Origin of the sequence: Corynebacterium aquilae DSM 44791 (assembly GCF_001941445.1) — a bacterium.
GTDB classification, from domain to species: Bacteria; Actinomycetota; Actinomycetes; order Mycobacteriales; family Mycobacteriaceae; genus Corynebacterium; species Corynebacterium aquilae.
This window is the reverse complement of the sequence record NZ_CP009245.1, coordinates 1,124,977-1,141,411: the sequence shown is the minus strand read 5'-3', so window position 1 is coordinate 1,141,411 and position 16,435 is coordinate 1,124,977. Positions and strand designations below refer to the sequence as shown.

At 57.4% G+C, this 16,435-nt stretch carries 12 protein-coding genes; 1 reads left to right on the top strand and 11 read right to left on the bottom strand.

Going from position 1 to position 16,435, the window contains the following annotated elements; translation table 11 throughout:
* Positions 1-45: 45 nt before the first annotated feature.
* The 10 genes from CAQU_RS04840 to CAQU_RS04795 all read right to left on the bottom strand — a co-directional run bounded on the left by CAQU_RS04840 (position 46) and on the right by CAQU_RS04795 (position 10,083).
* Positions 46-411 (bottom strand): hypothetical protein, encoded by a 366-nt coding sequence (locus CAQU_RS04840; protein WP_157108911.1) that lies wholly within the window; start codon positions 409-411, stop codon positions 46-48.
* Positions 412-427: 16 nt separating this feature from the next.
* Positions 428-820: a hypothetical protein gene (locus CAQU_RS04835; protein ID WP_157108910.1), complete on the bottom strand. Its 393-nt coding sequence runs from the start codon at positions 818-820 to the stop codon at positions 428-430.
* Between the two features lie 5 nt (positions 821-825).
* Entirely contained in the window at positions 826-1,230 is a 405-nt protein-coding gene (locus CAQU_RS04830) for a hypothetical protein (protein WP_157108909.1), read from the bottom strand.
* Between the two features lie 14 nt (positions 1,231-1,244).
* Positions 1,245-2,024, bottom strand: a complete 780-nt coding sequence (locus CAQU_RS04825) for an N-acetylmuramoyl-L-alanine amidase (RefSeq protein WP_075725712.1) — start codon at positions 2,022-2,024, stop codon at positions 1,245-1,247.
* Positions 2,025-2,110: 86 nt separating this feature from the next.
* On the bottom strand, positions 2,111-4,111 hold the full coding sequence (locus tag CAQU_RS04820; protein WP_075725710.1) for a phage tail fiber repeat family protein: 2,001 nt from the start codon (positions 4,109-4,111) through the stop codon (positions 2,111-2,113).
* Positions 4,108-4,914 carry a hypothetical protein gene (locus tag CAQU_RS04815; protein WP_075725708.1) on the bottom strand — a complete coding sequence of 269 codons (807 nt, stop codon included), beginning with the start codon at positions 4,912-4,914 and terminating at the stop codon, positions 4,108-4,110. The genes CAQU_RS04820 and CAQU_RS04815 overlap by 4 nt, the downstream gene beginning before the upstream one ends.
* A gap of 1 nt (position 4,915) precedes the next feature.
* Positions 4,916-6,811: a coiled-coil domain-containing protein gene (locus CAQU_RS04810; RefSeq protein ID WP_075725706.1), complete on the bottom strand. Its 1,896-nt coding sequence runs from the start codon at positions 6,809-6,811 to the stop codon at positions 4,916-4,918.
* Entirely contained in the window at positions 6,808-7,704 is an 897-nt protein-coding gene (locus tag CAQU_RS04805) for a hypothetical protein (protein WP_075725704.1), read from the bottom strand. The genes CAQU_RS04810 and CAQU_RS04805 overlap by 4 nt, the downstream gene beginning before the upstream one ends.
* A gap of 19 nt (positions 7,705-7,723) precedes the next feature.
* Positions 7,724-8,497, bottom strand: a complete 774-nt coding sequence (locus CAQU_RS04800; RefSeq protein WP_157108908.1) for a hypothetical protein — start codon at positions 8,495-8,497, stop codon at positions 7,724-7,726.
* Between the two features lie 80 nt (positions 8,498-8,577).
* Complete coding sequence (locus tag CAQU_RS04795; RefSeq protein WP_157108907.1) at positions 8,578-10,083, bottom strand: hypothetical protein; 1,506 nt, start codon at positions 10,081-10,083, stop codon at positions 8,578-8,580.
* Positions 10,084-10,154: 71 nt separating this feature from the next.
* On the opposite strand from CAQU_RS04795, the gene CAQU_RS04790 reads away from it, so the two are divergent.
* Complete coding sequence (locus tag CAQU_RS04790) at positions 10,155-11,501, top strand: IS256 family transposase (RefSeq protein ID WP_075725698.1); 1,347 nt, start codon at positions 10,155-10,157, stop codon at positions 11,499-11,501.
* Positions 11,502-11,509: 8 nt separating this feature from the next.
* On the opposite strand, the gene CAQU_RS12930 is transcribed toward CAQU_RS04790, so the two are convergent.
* A complete protein-coding gene (locus tag CAQU_RS12930) occupies positions 11,510-16,414 on the bottom strand; it encodes a tape measure protein (RefSeq protein ID WP_211276133.1) in 4,905 nt (1,634 codons plus the stop codon).
* Positions 16,415-16,435 lie beyond the last annotated feature (21 nt).

The following is a 16,435-nucleotide window of genomic DNA, read 5'->3' as shown; positions in this document are numbered from 1 at the left end:
CGCAAAAAGCGCCCCCAGCAAAACGCCAGGGGCACCAAAACACACCTAAGGACTATCCCTAGGCAACGCTTCCCTCCACTCATCGAACGGCAAAAAATCAGGCGGTGGCCACGGCAAATTATTCACCCGCAAATACCGCCTAAACCGCGCAAACTCCGCCATCACATACGCCTGATACAACCGCGCAGTCTCCAACTCCATGCGGGTCACATGATGCTGCTCACGATCCTCATCACGCTCCTGGCGCAACTTCGCCAATTCCTGCTCCATAGACTGAATCGTCTGCTGATGCCGGTCAACGGTCTCCTGCAAACTATCAATCAGCAGTTCCAGGCGCTTAGTGCTGTCACTATCCTGCGCACTGCGCAAGTTCAACTTCGCCACCAAATACGCGCCAATAGCTGAAATCACGCCAACAATCACTGAATCACTGATGGGTAGGGGCACCAGGCATCACCCTTTCAGCGTGCACCGCCAGTACCAAAATCAGGGTTGCCAGCATCACATAATTCTTCAGCGACACCCACGCCCGCGCCTGATCCTCACCAATCCACGCCACCGCATAACCCCCCGCCAACATCAACGTCAGCCCCATCGCAAGCGCCAACCCAATCTGACGCGGCCTATAACACCACTGCCCAGCAATCAACAACCCCGCAGCCAAAAGCCACGCGCCCCCAAAACCCCACTCCGACAACATCCGGTTAACCACATCCAACTGGTCAGGAAGTCGCCCCAGCGGGGGAATATACGCCAAGCCAGTGACCGCGCACCACACGATAAGTACCGCATAAGCGATGCGTGAAACGACGGTGCGCACAACACTCACCCCCTGCCCGCGTTGAACTGCTGAACCAACGAATCCAACGAATCAGCCGTGAACTCATCAGCCGGGCGGGGATCTTCAACAACGGTGCGATACACCGGCGCGGGTTCCTGCGTGCACCCCGAATCCGTAATGAACTGTGCGCGCGCGGCCTGCACCTGCGCTACCTGCGTAGCTGACCACCCATTAGGGGTTGCGCGCACGCCCGCAATGGTGCAGACGAAACCAACCACCCACACAGCTGCCTGTACACGCTGGTCATTCGCAGCCCACTCTTGGGACGCAAGCCACGCCACCAACGTGGCAATAAAACCAACAGCAGTAGTCACAGTGTTAGCGTTAGCCTTATACCAGGGCTGCTTTTCCACCTGCTCATGAATCCACTGCCCCGTAACGTCTAGCATTGGGTTGCCCGCCATTACTTTGCCCCCTCAATCTCCGCCAAGCGCGCATCAATCGCGTCAAGGCGTTGCAGAATCTTTTCAGTGTTCGCCCGCGCCACAAAAGCATGCGCGTCAGCATTGAGCAGCGCATCAACCGGCCGCATCTTTACCTCACTGCCTGGCACACGTGAGCCATACAACGTAGGAATCTGGTCAAACTGCAAGGTTCCCCCCTTAGAGTTAGCCCCCGTAGGGGCGTTGATGCCGGACGGCCCGGCTTTGATAGCAGCAGCCACCCGCTGCCTGAACTGGTTCATGTCGATCCCGCCGGGGTCCCATTTCCCCTGGATTTTTGCCCATTCTTTGTGCCCGATGACACGTTCTGCGGGTAGCCCTAGGTACCAGCAGATAGCAGCGCAAATACGCACGTAGGCGTCTAGTTCGGCTTGTGGCCAGGGGCTAGTGCCATCAGACTGTGCTTCGATGCCGATAGAAACGGCGTTGGCGTTATCGGTTGGCCAGCCTGGCCATGAGCCACGCCCTGCGTGCCATGCGATGCCTGCGCCGACGATGGTTGCCACCCCTGTGCGTGAGAGGTGGATTTGTGCGCATAGTCCTAGTTGTGGGTGGCGGGCGATGTATTCGGCGCTGGTGCCGTTGCCCCCGGTGTGGTGGCAGACTACGCCCATGATGCGGCCGAAGTCGCCGTGTCCACGGTCGCGCCAGCCTGGGAACTCTTGTACCTGTACTCCCCAGGTGCGTAGTAGTTGGGGTAGGAATGTTGGGTCTCCCCGGTGTTGTGGTGTTGGTTGCATGTTGCAGCACCCCCCTTTTTTGTTGTTTGTGCCCGTTTGGTTCCCCGTGGTTTTTGGGCATGAAAAAACCACCCCTTGGGGTGGTGTTACTTGGCTGCTACCCACATTCCTGCGGTCGCTTCGTGGTTGCCATAAAAGCCTGTGATTTCTATCGTCCCATCTGCCTTGGCAACCAGGTCTCTAGTGAGGGGGACGTCCAGGTATGGCCGGTAGCCTGCGGGAATCTTCACGCTTTCAAGGTCGCTGTTAATGATTCTTTCGGTGGCGATGAACTGCACGGTGCCCTGGTTTGCTACGACTTTGATTTTTGAATCGTTGACCAGAACCTTAGCCACGCCCTTATCTAGCCCGCTGATATCACTGGCGTTGTGACCGTGCCTGCTGTTGGCTTTTTTGCCCAGTTCCTGGAACATGTAGCCCTTGCTGACGGTGTCATCATCGTGTACGGCGCGCCCAACCCTGATGCACCCATTCTGCGTGCGAATCGGCAAAGTGTACTGCTCGTTGTTCCAGTGGATGCCTTTGACGGTGCCGTTCACCGCCAGGGTGCCACTACTGCCGTTCTGCCCCAACCGGGTTAGCGGAATCGTCCCACCAGCAATCCTGTCCACATAGCGTTTCGAAGCAGCTTCATCATCAACATTCGGATCACCCACCCGCATCTGCCCACCATTCGTGCGCACCGGAATAGTGTTCGGCTCCGCCATCCAGTTAACGCCCAAGATTTTGCCACGATTATCGAACGTTCCAGAAGCCCCAAGCTTTTCTATACGGGCTAGTGAAATGCTCCCGCCTGAAGCCTTATCCACATAGCGTTTTGTGGCTGCATCGTCGTCAATTTCCGGGTCAGCGACACGCAAACCACCAGTAGACCGGCGCACACACAAACGGTTTTTAGCGATAAGGTGCGGGTCTGTGCCGTCAACCCAGTTCGGAATATCTGAAATATCTGAAAGTGGGTGTTTGTGGCTGGCCGGGGCGCACTCGGCAACCTTGCCCTCCACATACCTGCGGTTCACCGCGCTGTCACCGTAGGGTGGCTCATCCAACAGCTGAATGTGCCCATCACGGTTACGCACCACCACAGTGCCCTGCGCACCGTTTTTGGTATCGTCCAGCAGGCTAGCGTCAACCTTGCCCCGCAAAGCGTCATCTAGGCCGGTCACGTCACCCATTGAGTGCGTGTGGGTCTTATCAGCCTTGCGTTGCAGGTCAGCCGTATCAGCCTTGCCCCGCAAAGCCGTATCCAACCCACTCACATCACCCATAGAGTGCGTGTGCGACTTCGCAGCCTTACCACCCAGCGCAGCATCCAAACCAGTCACCTGCGACATAGCATGCGTGTGCGACTTCGCAGCCTTACCACCCAGCGCAGACACGTCAGCTTTAGCTTTCAACGCGGCATCCAAACCAGTCACCTGGGCAGTGGAGTGGGTGTGCGTTTTCGGGGCTTTACCAGCCAACGCATCATCCAACCCCACCACCTGCGACATTGGGTGCGTGTGGGACTTATCCGCCTTACCCTTAAGCGCAGCATCAAGACCAGTCACATCACCCATCGCATGCTGGTGCTTCTTCCCGGCCTTACCATCAATCAGCGCCTTGACCTCACTATTCAAGTGCTTAACCCTCACCTGCCCATCCTGCAACCCCTCATCAATCAAACGGCGCACCTGAACCAACGCGGCCTGAACCTCACGATTACCCCGCTTCACCTGCGTAACCGCACGCGCAGCATCAACCGCCAACTGCTCCAACTGGTCAAACTCCGCAGAATCAACAGACTGACCAGCAGCCACCGCCCCCGCCAACGTCATCCCCGGCGCAACCACCAACGGCACCGACTCAAAATGCACATGCCCCGGCACCGGCACATCAGAATGATGCAACAACGTCAAAACCGCATTACCCTCAACCACATCAAACGCCACCGCACCACCAGAACCCACCTCCACCCGCACCGGCTCATCAACCACCACCCCATCAATACCCTGCGGGCGAGTACGCGCCGACCGCACCAACACCTCACGCACACTAGACGGCTGACCAGTAACATCAGTCAACCTGCCCACAACGCGCACCATCATTCATCACCCTCCCCAGCAATCTCCAAAGCAATCAGGCGAACAAAAGCGTCCTCAACCTTGCTGTCAATGCCCCCGACCTGCTTTTCCAGGGCAGACAGGCGCTGCACCGCACCGTCAATGCCCGCACCAGTCTGCGCAGCCACCTCCACCGCCGTATCAGACGCCTGCTGCGCTTTCCGCTCCGCTTCCTGCGCGCTTTCCAAATACGCTGCCATCACGTCCAGGTTGTTTTTCGCACCCTCCGCAATGATCTTGTGCTGCGTGACCGCGCGGGCAGCTTCCTCCACCTGCTCGGTCACGGCATCGACAGTGCTGGTGGTGGCGTCTCGGGCTTGTTCCACCGACCGCAGAATCTCGCCCAGCTGCTCTAGCTGCTGCTGGCAATGCTCATCGAACTGGGTTTTAGCGGTTTCGCCGGCTTCGCGCGCGGTGTCGCCTACGGTGGACGCCATGCGCTCCACGTCAGCCCGCACACCCTGCACTTCCTGCAGCAGCCTGAAAAGGTCGTGGGGGCGCACGCCCTCCGCGCTGGCTGCTTCGTCCACAGCCTGCCCCAACGTGTACCCATCGGCGATCATGATGGGGAATGTTAGAACCTCATCGCCCACATGAACGGTGAGGTCAGCCAGCCCCTCCGGCGCGGTGATAGTCAGCTGCGAGCCGGACACCTCAACAGGTGTCGGAACCGCCAGAACAACACCACCGTCCAGCGCCCTGCGGGTTGCTTTCAGCGTGGCTTTCGTTGGCTCAACAGGGTTTCCAGCCCCATCAAACAATGTGCCTTGAATCGTAATCGTAGCCATATTAGCTACCTCCATATTCTGGGTAATAGATGACTGTCATCGCGCGACAGCCCTTGTAGAAACTTGACGCTTTGTAATACCGGCTGGTCTGCCCAATGCTCACGTACTTAACGGAACCGCCGTAGAACGTCGGCGTGCCAATCTCGTAAGCAGCCATAATCGCAATCGTGCCAATCCACCCCCCTTTAATGGTCACAAACCCATCCTCATTGCGGATCTCCACAGAAATGTGGGCATCCTCATAGGAATTGCTGGCACCAGGGCCGACGTAGGCCATGCGGATACGCTGTGACCGCACAAAATCCAACGCCCTATCAAGTTTGCCGACGGCAATACCCGCATCCTCAGACGCGGTTGTGGCTTTTTGAACAGCGGTTTTCGTTGTCGCAGCCTGCGATTTCAACGCGCTCACGGCAGACTCCAACTCACGGCGCGCCGTACTAGCAGCTTCGCCATAATCCCTAAGGTCACGAATCGCCTTATCGCGGGCTTTGCCAGCAGCAGTCAAATCAGCCTGCGCCAAACCCAGCTGCACAATCGCGTCATTGTTTTTGCGCGTGGCTTCACGTAGCTGCCCCTGCGCGTCAGTCAACGCCCCGGTAGCAGACGAAAGTTTCCCAATAGCGTCACTATTCGCACTGGTCGCAGCCTTAAGCTGCTTGCCCGCGTCAGTCAACTGCCTAATAGAATCAGTATTTTTCACCGACGCTAGTCGCAGCTTTTCCTGCGCGTCACCCAACGCGGTGATACTTTTCTGATGCTCCTTTGAAGCATCGGTGAGTGCGCGGGCTGCATCACGGTTCGCCTTAATCGCAGCAGCACGCTGCTCCGGCGTCGCCAACTCCAACAACGTGATTTCCCGGGTCAACGCTTCAGCAGTAGACAGCGCGTTAGCAGCCTTACTGTTCGCAGCATCAATCGTCTTTTTATACCCGGCAGCATCACGCTGCGCAGCAGCAGCCGACCTAGCCGACTCATCAGCACGGGTAAAAGCATCCTCGGCCTTTTTCCGCGCAACAGCAGCATCACGCTGCGACGACTCCACCGCCTGCGTATACGCACGCGCCTGCGCCTCAGCATCAGAAGCACGCTGCATAGAATCACGCGCCGACGCAGCCGACTCCGCAGCATCCCGCGTAGCCCGCTCCGCCTTAGCCGTAGCAGACTCCGACTTAGCAACCGCCTGCCCCGCCTTAGACAACGCTTCATCAGCCTTTTTGTCAGCAGCACGCGCCGTCGCCAAATGCTGATTCACCGCAACTTCCCACGCGGGCAGTTTCGACTCAATCGCACTCACCCGGCCGCTCACGCCCGAGATCTTGCCCGCCAACTTTTTGCGTTCCTTAGCGGACTCATACCGCTCACGCTCAATACGTATTTCCTGCTCATTATTACGGTCAGCCAACGCTTCAGCATCAACCAGCAGTTCACTACCCACCTTGACCACAACATGCGCACCCTCGGCGTCAGTAGCATAATTAATACTTTTCACCGGGGCGGGGATTTTCTTACCCCACACCCACACATCAACCTCATCCCCCACCTGAAAATCAACACCAGGGGTATAAAGCCCCACACCCGCTTCAGTAATCTCACGCTCAAAAAACACATCAGCAGCAGTACGCTGAACCGCACGATCCAGAACATGCTCAAAATTAGACCGCTGCGTGCGCCTATCAATCTCCGCATCAGCGCGGGAAAACGACACATCAAAACGACCCGTGGGCATATCATCCGGGCGATAAATAAACCCAGCTTCCTGCTGGACTTTCTCCAACCCCTCGCCTAGCTGCTCATCATCTTTCAACGTCACTTTCAGACTGCCATACACATACGTGGCAACCTGCCTGCCAATAGTGACCTCACCACCATCAGCCACCAACTGCGCCCTACTCACACACTCACCCCCTTTTGAACGTCAACAATCAACGTCGGTTTATCAACAAACGTAGGAACACCCACACGAGAATCACCCGGCAACCAAAAACGCGCCAAAACCTTAACCCCAGCCATACGCGCCACCGGCGCAACCTCATCCCACAACGGCCCATAACCAGGATGAATCTTCACATGCAAATCATCAGCCGGGTCAGGCGTCAACGGGTCAGCCACCACCACACCCCACGTTGCCGGATCGGTCATGCCAACCCCCTGATAACAGGCTTCAATAGACTCTTTCAGCACACGGCGCACCATCGCAGTCGCCCCACCCGCGCGGGTAAAACCATCCGCCCGGTCAGGCATCTCAATCGCCCTCATCAAACGGGGCTTCTTAAAATCGCCACCCTGGCCATGCTCATCAGCAGCCCAGTCCCTATCAAAGCTGCGAAACTTGTTTTTGCCCGTGGCGTCACGCCAGTTACCCGTGTAAGCGACGCTCACAAAGCCGTTGACCAGACCCAACACTTCCTGCGCGTTAATCTCCATCGACTCGGGCAGTTCGCCCTCACCGCGCAAAACGATGAACGCGACCTTATACACCCGGCGTCCGGCCGCGTTTTCCACGCACCAAAAACGAGTTTCTTTCAAAGCCACACCAGGCTGGTTGCGCCAATCGTCCCACAAAGATTCAGCCAGAATACTCAACAGTGGGTGGGGTTCGCCCTGCACAGGGCTAATATCCACCAGCACCTGCGCGTCAGCTAGCTCCAAACGCTGCTGGGGTGTGGTCTCACTAATGATCGCTGGCATTTCGTACACCGGCACACCATCCTGGTCAAGGACACCACACCACTGCCCCTGGTCTTTAATGACCTGTTCGCGATGCTTTTTAAAAGCCACCCAATCCATGCGCTCCCCCTCTAATGGTTTACGTCCACGGGTCCAGAACACCCAATTGCCACACAAGTTCAGCACCGGGGGGCAAACGATATTCACGACGCCCCAGCACCGGAACCACCTCCGGTTTCACGACCTCCCCCAAACGCCCCCACAACGGTTTATCCAAAACGCCCCGCTCATCAGTGACCTGATAGCTCTTTTTGTTGTCGAAGTCCAGGATTCTGGCGTGTTGCGTAGGGGGCAGTGTGAATGTTGCCCCCGAGGGAACTGTGACCTGCCCACCGGAACCACTCCAACGGATTTTCGGTTTAACAGTCACATCACCCACATTCGTCACCGTGACTTGCCCGGTGCCCCGAATCTCATCAGTCCACCACACACCATCATCATTCACCCACGTCACCTCCACCCGCATCGCCCGCAAACGCTGCGGATTCAACCCCGGCGACGGCATCGGATCCAACAAATACACGCGGGCAGTCAACCTGCCCAAACTGCTGCCACCCATCGACAACAGCCCCGCCTGCTTAGCGCTCCACCCCTGTCGCCAACGACGGTACAACGGGTCTAAATCCTCTGCGGAAGCAGCTTTCAGCAACACCCGCAACGTGCCACCAGATTCATTAATGGTAAGCCCCGTGCGAATCCTGCCCGGGCTGCCCACCAGGTTCAGTGCCTGCGTATCCCACGACCCGGCACCCCCCTCAACGCCGTCAGTCAACAACGACGCCCTATCATCAGCGCTGCCAGGGGTCAGATCCCACACATCCCCATGAGGTGACGTATAAACGATGCGACGCACAAGCGCTCCAATCTGTAATTATGTTCTCTAAAAAGGGTGGGGTGCCCCGCACCACAACGGGCACGGGGCAAAAAGGGCTTTTACTGTCGCACCCCCACATACTGCGACGCCCCCGGGCGGGGATTCTCCAACTGCTCCACACGCATCCGCACCGCACCAGTTTCCTGCGTGATCTTGTTGACCTGCTCAACAATCTCATTCAGCTGCCTGGTCGTAATAGCGTCACCAGTCACATGGATATCCAAGTTCGGCAACGGCTTATTCCGTAGCGCTTCAGCGTTTTTACGCGCCGAATCAGCATCGGACTTCACCTGGTCAGTCAGCCCCTTAAGGGACTCTTGTTGCTGCTTGGTGAACTGAAGCATTTGGTCGCGCTGCTGCTTAGCAGCCTGCAGCAACTCATTAGCGGCCTTGGCTTCATCCTTGGTGGAAGCCGTTTTGACTTCCTTGGTCAGCTGCTCAATAGCAACAGACGCCTTGGCATAATCAGCGTTGGCGTCGAAGCCGGACTTTTGGCGCTGCCATTCCAAATCAGCCCGCATGCGTTGCGCCTGGTAAGCGCGTTCTTCAGCAGCAACCCGCTCCTGATACACAGACTCGGCGCGCGCGTTACGCGCCTTAGCCATGTTGAACGGTGCCTGCGACAAATGCTGACCCAGTTCACCGGAAGCACCCACCAGCTGCGACGCCCCAGCCCAGTCGCCGGTATACGCGCCGTAACCAATCGACGCTGCACCGCCTAGACCACTGGCAAGTGAACCACCAACCAGCGCAGCCTTACCCCAGCCGTCAGCAGCTTCCCAGGACTCCTTAATATCGTCCTTGTAGGCCGCAATCTTCGGAATGCCCTCCGCCAGGTCTTTCACACCAGACACCGCAGACATAATCGCCGGGACAGCCAAGGTGCCACCCGAAAGCACACCCATAGCGACACCGCCGACAATCTTCAGTAGACCACCGCCAGTTTGGGCGATACCGCCCCAGCCCTGTGAAGCCCGGTCAGCGCCCTGGCTGGTCATGCCGTAGAACGACGCGGCCTGCTGGTTTAGGCGTTCCTGCGCAGCTGCCAGCAGGTTCACCGTGTGAGCCTGCGCCAACGTTGCCTGATACGCCTGATAGCGCTGCTCCGCAGCAGCAGCTTCAGCTTCAGCAACAGCAGCAATGCCCTCAAGCCGGGCAATCTTCACATCCTCCTCTAGCGCAGCAACTTCAGCAGCAGCGTCAGAAGCCACACTGGTGGACTCTGCGAAACCCTCCCCAGCAGTCTCAACCAAATCCTCAATGCCAAAAACACCAGTTTCGGCAAAACGATCCAGCGCTTCACCCAAATCAATCAGGGTCGTGGTGCCCTTTTTGCGAACACTTTCAGTGCCCTGCTCACGGCTTTTCGCGCTCTTAGCTTCAGCCTTAGCGACCTTTAGGGCACTTTCCAGCCGAACACGTTCAATGTTCAGCTGCGCCATCCGACTCTTCTTCTGATTGCGTGCCGTGGCCAAAATATTTTCAGCCAGCGTGCCGTGCAACTTCAGAACCTCGGCCTGCGACTTTTCAAACGTCGCAGCAAGCTCACCCATCGCCTTAGTCATTCCAGCAGAGAGTGTCAGATGGTTTGTGTGTGACGTGTTAAATCACCAGCCATCGAGGAGGATGCTCCACAATGACCACCATGACCACCCGCGACCCGCAAGACAAAGCCCGGCTTAAACAACTAGAGAAGCGACTGATGTCCAGCCCTGAACTCGCCGAGATCCTCAAAGAGTTCGCCACATCATCAACCGACATCAACGACATGGTGCGTTCGATGATCCAGACCGGGATCAACACCGCACTGCAAGCCGAAATGGACGCCCACCTCGGTTACCAAGCAGGAGACCGCACAGGCAAAGCCCGCCACGGCACGGCCGACAATCACCGCAACGGCTCCTACAACAAAACCGTCCAGTCCCAGTACGGGCCTATCGACATCACCGTGCCCAGGGATCGCAGCGGCAGCTTCACCCCACGGATGGTGCCCAAAGGAGCCCGCAGGATCACCGATGTCGACGACCTGATCATCTCTCTGTATGCCGCAGGCACCAGCCTTCGTGACATCCAGCACCACCTGGCCACCACGTTGGGTGTGGATTTGTCGCATGAGACGATCTCCCAGATCACCGACCAGGTCCTAGATGAGGTACTTGCCTGGCAGCACCGGGACTTAGAGGAGTTCTACCCGGTGATCTACCTGGATGCTTTGCGCATCAAAATCCGTGATGGTGCCCGGGTCGTCAACAAGGCCTGCTATATGGCGGTCGGCATCACCATGGAGGGTACCCGGCAGATCTTGGGGCTGTGGATCGCAAACAATGAGGGCGCGGCGTTTTGGGCCCAGGTCTGTGCGGAGTTGGCTAACCGTGGGGTCAAAGATGTGTTCATCGTCTGCTGTGATGGGCTGAAAGGTTTCGAACAGGCGGTGCAGGCCACCTGGCCTGATGCGATGGTGCAGACCTGTGTGGTGCACCTGATCCGCACCGCACTGCAGTGGGTGGCGGCAAAGGACCGTAGCGCGGTCGCGGCTGCTTTGAAGAAGATCTACACCGCTGCAACGGCAGAGCAGGCGCTTGCGTTTTTGGACGAGTTTGATGCCAGCGACATGGGGCTGAAGTATCCGCAGGCGGTGAAGGCTTGGCGGGATGCGTGGGAGCGTTTCATACCGTTTTTGCAGTTCCCGCCGCAGGCGAGGAAGGTTGTCTACACCACGAATGCGATCGAGTCGATGAATGCGCAGTTGCGTAAAGCGACAAGGAATCGGGGGCAGTTTCCTAATGATGCTGCCGCGGTCAAGGCGTTGTGGTTGATGATCTGCCACATCGAGGACCGGCAGGCGGAGAAAACGAAAAAGAAGGCCGGGCGTGCCCGTGCGGGAACGAGCCGGTTTGTTGAGGGGGTGCGTGTGACTGGGTGGGTTGCGGCCATCAATCAGCTGTCAGCACATTACCCGGATCGGTTCGAGCCTTACCTGTAAGCCGAAGTTCACACACAAAAAACTTGACACACTCTTCCAGCAGCGTTGTTAGCGACGTTTGAAAACGCCTGCCCAACAACCCCAAGAATGTCCTGAATGGCCTTACCGCGTGCAGCAATAACCGTACGCTCGGCAGCTTCTAGACGCTTAGCCGCGTTCTCGGACTTTTCCCGGCTTTGCGCCAGCTTATCCTCGGCCTTAGCAATCTTTTCAAGAATCTGCTTCTGCTTTTTCGCGCCCTTAGCGCTGGATTTATCCAGGTCGCTACTAGCGTCCTCACGTGCACGCTGCAAACGCTTTTCAGCGTCAGCGATACGACGTGCAGCAGCAGCCTGCCCCTTAGCGTTCTTGGCCTTACCCGCGTCCTCACGCGCCCTAGCCAACGCTTTTTCAGCGTCCTCTAGTTTGCGTGTAGCAGCAGTAGACAGGCCAGAACCCTCGGCTGAAGCGTCAGCAAGTTCCTTGCGCAGCTGCGCAAGTTCTTCTTCCTGCTTTTCAATGCCTTTCATCTCGGAAGCAACCGCACGGCGGGTTTGCGCCAAACCACGTTCGGCGTCTTGCACCACCTGCGAATTACTAACCACCTCACCGCCAATGTTCTTCATGAACTCATTAGCGGTAATGGCTAGATCAACCAGCGGGTCATCTTCTTCAATGAGTCCAGCGCCCCCACGATAATCACCAGCAAAAGCAGCACGCTCCAACACCGGCACCAACGCGCCAAGGTTGTTCGCCAAACGGCTAAAAGCCGTCAACTGCTCATCATTGATAACAATCTCAGGTTTGCCAGACAGGTTAAACGCGGCCCCCAGGTGGGGTAACACACCACCAGTGTCATAGACACCGGCAGATTTGAGCATGGTTTTAGCCAGCCCCATTTGTTTGCCGTAGCGGTCAGGGAACGCCGACACCTGCACCTTTTGGGCTGCAGCGCCCGGGTCCATGCTTTCCCAGTCGAACTTTTTCAGTCGCTCAAAGAACAGGATCGCGCTGTCGAACGGGGTCATGCGTTGTGCCAGGGTGCCCCAGCCCGCCTGGCGCTGCTGGAATAGGCCAACACTGTCGTAGTCGTTGCCAACCGCGTCGTGCCTGAAGCTCAAGGACTCCGGCACCTTTTTGTTGGCGTACATCTTCAGCGGGTTGCCGGACTCCACCAGTGTGGTGGCGATACCAATAGCAGCAGCAGCAGCCGGTAGCGCCAAAGACTTCGCAGCCCTAGCAACCTCATGCGTGAAGAAACCAGGCCCCCAGTCGGGGCCATTCCAACTAGCTAGCGCCTTATCCCCATTCTCATCAGTGAGAATAGGGTCACTGCTGTAGGACACACCGGCGTTAGACCCGGGGTTAACCTCCGACCTGTCAGCACCAATATGCTTCGCAATCGCGGTGTAAAGGTCACCAGCCAACCCCCAGTTCACACTAGGTGTGCTGGAACTGCTGTAGCTGCCACCGCTGCTGCTAGACGTACTGAACCCGTCAGAGCCGTCAGTTTCGTCATCCTTGCCCTGTGCGTGATACCAGTCAGTAAAGCCCCTGCCCTGCAACGGGCCAGCCTTACCACCAATAGTCAAACCCTGACCAGTGTTACCACCAGATTCAAGGAACGTGCCATCAGGCAGCTGTGCAGCAGTATGGCCACCACCAGGGCCGCCATTTTTGAACGCCACGGTGAAATCACCAGAACCACCCGCACCACGGGTAAAGCCCTTGTTTTCCAGCCAAGCGCCCTCGGCAGCTGTTGCGGTACGACTATCCAGAATCGGCAGACCACGGAACGCATTAACGCCCATCGACACCGCGCCAGAACAGTCAGTGCCAGCTTCAGACCAACCACCAAAGATGTAGGGATGCCCCACATGCTCCAACGCTTTTTTAATCTCGGCACTGGACTTAGTAATAAGCCCGCCGTCTTTATAGCCCGGAAGCTTCGGGAACGTTCCCGCGTTGATCTGGGCTAGCTCACGCGCGTACCGCTGTGAACTGCGCTGGTTAATCACCCACTCGCCCGCATCAAGGCGCGCCAACGGCACACCACGGGCGTCCACAGCCATGAACCCATCTGTTTGGTGGGTGCCAGGGCCGTTGGTGGGTAGGCGGTAGCCGGGGTGCCTGCCACCTGTTGCGTAGCCCGCTACACCGCCACCAGCGTGACCGCCAATGTTGAGGTGAATACGGGAAGATGCCCAAGATTGGACATTGCTCCACGCTTCTTCAACACCGCGTTTGAAGCCACCAATCATGTCACGGCCAGCCTGAACTAGCCACTGCCCGGCGTTAGCAAACCATTGCTTAACCTTGTTCGGGAAGTCCTGCAAAAACTTGCCCAACTCATTGACCTTGGAGACAGCTTCAGTTTTCAGAGAACCGAACTTGCCCATCAGGTCAGTGATGGCAGAGGTCAAAAGTTCAAAAAACGCGCGCTTCAGATTGTTGGCGATATTAACCAACGTCTCTTTCAAGGCGTTGATTTTCTCCCCAACCAGCGTCTTAAAACGCTCCCATTTCTGCTGCGCGTCAGCCAAGTGGCGTCCCAAAGCATCAAAAAACGCGGCCTTGGTTTCACCAATCCAGGCAAACAGGCGAGACTTCAGGGTGTCTACCACTTCACCGATACGGCTAGTAGTGCGATCCCACCAGCCCCCCAGCAGGTCTAGCGCCTTTTGGAAGCCGTCAAAAACGTGCCCCTTAATGGTCTCCCAACCGGCTTTCAGCGCATTGCCAACACCGTCCCAGTCGCCCTTAACCAGCGAGCTAAAAGCACTGATAGCTGTCGCAACAACGTCTAGCGCCACCTGCCACGCGGTGAAAACACTGTTCTTAATCAGTTCCCACACGGTGGTGAACGTGTCCCGCACCTGATCCCACACGGCGGTAACAACCGTGACAAAGTTCTGCCAGCCCATTTGGATGAACTCCCACGCGGCCTGCGCGCCGACTTTCACCCCATCCCATGCTGCGCCCAGCACAGAACCAACCACACTGGCGAAACTGCCCACAATCTCACCAATGCTGGACACGGCAGACTGCACAGCCCCGGTGATAGCGCCCCAGGCGTTGCCCACGCCCTCGGCAATACCCATCACCCGGTTAGCTGCATCCTCACCAATCAGCCCCTGCAAAGCGCTTCCAGCGCCCTCACCGCCACTAAACGCGGTCTTAATGTCATCCCACGCCTGTTTCAGCGAATCGAAAACGCCCCGGATGGCTTCGAAGCCACTTTGGAACCTTTGGCTGACGTTATCCCAGGTGCTCTTTAGGAACTCGGTGAACGTGTGCCACAGCTTGCGGCCTGTTTCGGTCTTGGTGAAAAACAGGTACAGGGCACCGCCCACGGCTGCAACAGCACCAGCGATAAGCCCCCACGGTCCCAACAGCCCCAACAGCCTAGGCACCAGCTGCACAGCCAGTTTGCCAATACTTTTCATCGGGCTAAGAACAAACTTCGCTGCCGTCTGGAACGGGGTGAAGCTCTTAGCCAAACGTGAACCCATGCGGGCAAAGCTTGCAAGCGCAGGATTCGTGGCCTGCGTAGCCGTAGCAATCGCAGACAGCTCTTGCCCCAGTTTGGCGATAATGAGCACCCTGCTAACGCCCATAATGGCCTTAGCGACACCCTCAAACGGGCTAACAGCGGTCTTAACAACCTGGGCACCAGCCCACGCGCTGAAAAACGCCGTCACCACCCCAGGATGGTCAGCCAAAAACTGCACAATATCCTTAATCAGGGGTGCAGCAATTTGCAGCGCTTCACCAAGGATCTTCCACGTTTGGACAGAAATATTGGCGATAGCCTGGCTTGCGGTCTGCCCAATCGTTGCCAATTGTGGGGCAACGTCTTTAAGAACGCCCCCAATTGTGCTGAACGCCCCCGAAAGAGCTTCCCACGCGGCCCCCATCTCGGGGGAACCGCGCACAGCATCAACGAAACCTTTAACGTCTTGCGCTGCGCGGGGTAGCCAGTCGGCAAACGACTGCGCCCACTGCTGCAAAGCGGGGTTCACGCGCTGTTCCAGCAGGTTCACCAGCCCCTCAACCATAGGGGCGAGCAGCTGCCCAAAAACCTCCGCCAGTGGTTTAACAGCTTCGGTCGCAACATCGATAGTGCCAGTCAGCGCTTTAAACACTGCTGGTGATTGGGTAAAGATCGGCCCCATAAGGGTTGCGCCGAAACGCCCCAAAGCTGCGTTCATGTTGGCAAACGCGCCCTGGAACGTGTCACCCATCGCAAGGGCACCATCTTCCATGCCGTGGTGCATTGCGCGCTCAAAAAGCTCAAAATCAACCTGGCCCTTGGAAACCATTTGGCTGATTTCCGCAGACGTTTTGCCGGTTTCTTTGGCCAATAGTTGCAGCACAGGGATACCGCGCCCGAGCAGCTGCATCATATCGTCACCCTGCAGCTTGCCACGGGCAGCCACCGAGCCGAAAATCAGCCCCATGTCAGACATGCTGGTGCCAGCAATCGCAGCAGTATCAGCAACCGTTTTTAGCACGCCCTCCAACTGCTGACCCGGCTTAATGCCAGAAGCCACCATACTGGAAGCCGTCGTAGCAGCTTCACCCAAGCCGAACGCGGTGCCACGCACAGAAGCCAAAGCGTTCTGCATAGCACCGTCAACATCAGCAGCGGACTCAATGAGGGTGCCCATCTTCGCGCGCGCACCCTCAATAGCATTAAGGCGCCCCATACCCTTATAAATGGCGGTGCCCATAATGCCACCAGCACTAAGGCCAGTAGTCGCAGCACCCAGCTTCAGGGTCTTACCAATCCCCGCAGCCAGCACACCACCAATAGATTTGCCCTGCTTATCCGCGCCTTTCTCGGCCTGCCCCATCGCGGCCGTAATGCCCGGGGCAATCTTCGACGTCTCGGGAACAATCGAAATATAGCCAACGCCTAGTTCAGTTGCCACCCCCCGGTGACCTCCCATCAA

What these genes read in the sequence shown, in the direction of transcription:
- CAQU_RS04830 (WP_157108909.1), bottom strand. Translation starts at nt 1,230, where the DNA reads ATGCTAGACGTTACGGGGCAGTGGATTCATGAGCAGGTGGAAAAGCAG.
- CAQU_RS04825 (WP_075725712.1), bottom strand. Translation starts at nt 2,024, where the DNA reads ATGCAACCAACACCACAACACCGGGGAGACCCAACATTCCTACCCCAA.
- CAQU_RS04820 (WP_075725710.1), bottom strand. Translation starts at nt 4,111, where the DNA reads ATGATGGTGCGCGTTGTGGGCAGGTTGACTGATGTTACTGGTCAGCCG.
- CAQU_RS04815 (WP_075725708.1), bottom strand. Translation starts at nt 4,914, where the DNA reads ATGGCTACGATTACGATTCAAGGCACATTGTTTGATGGGGCTGGAAAC.
- CAQU_RS04805 (WP_075725704.1), bottom strand. Translation starts at nt 7,704, where the DNA reads ATGGATTGGGTGGCTTTTAAAAAGCATCGCGAACAGGTCATTAAAGAC.
- CAQU_RS04795 (WP_157108907.1), bottom strand. Translation starts at nt 10,083, where the DNA reads ATGACTAAGGCGATGGGTGAGCTTGCTGCGACGTTTGAAAAGTCGCAG.
- CAQU_RS04790 (WP_075725698.1), top strand. Translation starts at nt 10,155, where the DNA reads ATGACCACCATGACCACCCGCGACCCGCAAGACAAAGCCCGGCTTAAA.